Source organism: Pararhizobium sp. P1_E7, assembly GCF_056405855.1.
Window position 1 is genome coordinate 1 of record NZ_JBFUBH010000164.1, and the last position, 2,767, is coordinate 2,767.

1 protein-coding gene and 1 pseudogene are annotated in these 2,767 nt (G+C 55.2%); both read right to left on the reverse strand.

What is annotated here, in order from left to right; genetic code table 11:
• The coding region (locus AC1D17_RS28365; protein WP_477568548.1) for a polysaccharide biosynthesis protein at positions 1-1,642 on the reverse strand (1,642 nt) is incomplete at its 3' end.
• 996 nt (positions 1,643-2,638) lie between these two features.
• Positions 2,639-2,767 (reverse strand): annotated as a pseudogene (locus AC1D17_RS28370) (IS3 family transposase); the annotation flags it as partial.

Here is a 2,767-nt window from a genome sequence, read left to right on the forward strand (position 1 = left end):
CTTCTCTTCTGGCTATGTCAATGATTTTTATCGGCTCACCCATATCGAGGACGAATATTTCGCCCTGGCCGATATCGCCCTCAAGACCATAGGCGGATGCCTGCAACGTCAGTTCCACAGCTTCGCGGATCGTCATGAAGAACCGCGTCATTTCCAGATCGGTGACGGTGAGCGGGCCGCCGCAGGCGATCTGCTTCTTGAAGAGTGGAATAAGCGACCCGCTGGAGCCCARCACATTTCCAAAACGCACGGTCATGAACCGGGGCCCTGAACCGGTCTTGAACCTGTTCAAGTCGAGAGCCTGGCAATACAGCTCGGCAAGGCGCTTCGTCCCTCCCATGACACTGGTCGGATTGACGACTTTGTCGGTTGAAATCTGAACCATCGCCGTGGCGCCGCACTGCCGCGCCGCGTTGGCAACATTCATCGTGCCGATAACGTTGGTCAGCGCCCCTTCACAGGGATTAAGCTCCACCATGGGGACGTGCTTGAGCGCCGCGGCATGAAAGACGAGCTCCGGTCGATGCAAGGCAAACATGTCGTTGACCCGATTGGCCCGCCGAACGTTGCACAGGTGCGCGGAGCGCGGAACGCCGGGGAAGCGTTCGCCCAGCTCCATATCGATGGCATAGAGATTGTACTCGCAGTTTTCGATGAGCACGAGTTCCGCAGGCTCGCACGCCGCAATCTGCAACGTCAATTCGCTGCCGATCGAACCGCCAGCTCCGGTGACAAGCACCCGGCGCCCCTTGACAAGACGCGAGATCGCTTCCCGATCAAGGGAGGCCTGGGGCCTCTCGAGCAGATCCGTCAACTCGATGGACTTCAGTTCGAACCGGTTCTCGCGCTTGGCGTTTTTGAGTTCCGTCATTTGAGACAGCCGGGAAACGGTCATGCCAAGAGCTTCGGCAGCAGCAATCAACTGCTCGGATGCATCCTCGCCGAACGCGGATGGCGCCTCCGTGAATACGAGGTGTCGAGGAGAAATACCGTCACTCTTAAGCTGTGCAACGATGTCTTGAAAATCCGCCATCGCCCCAAGAATGGGTACGTTTCGCAACGTCATGTTTTGATGATCATTTGTTTTCTCAAGGCAGCCGACCGGCCAATGCGTGCAATTGCGGTCGCGGCTGAGCGCCCGCAGATAAAGGTCGGCAGCGTCACCCGCACCAACCAGCAGCGTCTGAATTTGTCTGTCGGTATTTTTGTCGCCCTTAAGCCAGCTCCCGCCGCGTGTCAGCGGGAATTCGTCCAGCCGGAAACTCAGCCTGGATGCGGAAAGAAAGGTCAGGAGCATAAGGGCTTCCAGCAGCAATGTGCTGCGCGGAATGGCTTCAAGCCGGGTTGCAAAGAACAAAACGCAGACCAGCAACAGCGTTGTCACGAAAACCGCACGAACGATTGTCCACAAATCGGACACGGAACCATACCGCCAGTTGCGGCTGTATAAACCGGCGAGCGGGAAAACGATCGCGCAGATCACCAGATATTGCGGCCCGGCAATCAGCAGCGCCTTGATGAGCTCTGGCCGCACCTGAACGACGTCAAACCCGTAGCGGGTGACAAACGCAATCCCCAGCGCCAAGCTCGCGGAAATGATATCCGTTACAAACAGCGCAGCCGACTGGCGCACCCTTCGCATTTGCGAATACGCAACCTTTTTCGCGAGCGCCAGAAGCCAATTGGCTGTAGCAAACACGGCTGTGACAACGTCACCTATCGCGATGCCGTATACACGTTTCTTGGTTGAAGAAGTATTGGCGTGTGAAATAACGTCACTGCGATCCATTATATCCCCCTGCAACACTCGCACGGAATCAAATCGCCGAACCCGGAGATTCGGACGTTCAATAATCTATAAAAAATGTATACTACCCTCCCGGGGCATTCTCTAAGCAAAACGCATTCGCATCGGCGCAACATAACGTTGCGCAGAGGGAACACGCTCTCTGTAAGAATTTTCTTTCGTTAGAATATTCGCATGAAATAAATTATCTGTAAAGCATATTTTACTTCAGGTCCTTCTATTCCATTAATATGACAATCTATACCTTTCCCATAGTGGCACTCTAAAACATATACTTAGCACCATAACCTTCAGCGTTAAATCGTTTGAATTTTTAGTTTCAAGGCCGAAAACCGTCAATAATAGCAATACCTTGCGCGGCATGTGGCGTGCCTCCGAAGGTGAGTGGAGGGACACGTTTCCGCTGAAACGGTGATTTTCTCGAGGTCATCAAACCACCCGAGCCATGCGAAATCCCGAGACCACCTGACGGTTCGACAGGGCTTCCGAAGCCCTCTACGTTGCCGGAAAGGTCGAACGTCAATCGCTACTTGCAGCAGGCATAGCGCCGCATTTGCACGCAGCCTGAGAACCCTAAAAGGCCGTCACGTCGTGTAATTCGCCGAACGCCAGAGGCGAGGATGTTCACGTCGACAGCGCCACGCGTCGTTCATGACGCGCAAAGGTCGCCGTTGCACTTTGGCCCGATCGATCAAATGCCGAAACTGGACAGCTGGTTCAAGGTCGATGAAAGCAGCCCTGGGGACGGCTATCGCCCTCTCTGCTTCGCAGTGGCAGAGGTTGGAGCCGTATCGTTCTGGTCTGCCCCCATCGGGTGATCCGGGTTTAATGTTAGTGCATGCTGGGTTTGACCGCCACTGCTGGCGTTGAAGCTGGGCCGTTCTGACGCGCGGCCACACGGTGGCTTCAGGTGCCGGTGGCTTGTAGTTCAGTGACGAGTGCGGACGCACGGTGTTGTAG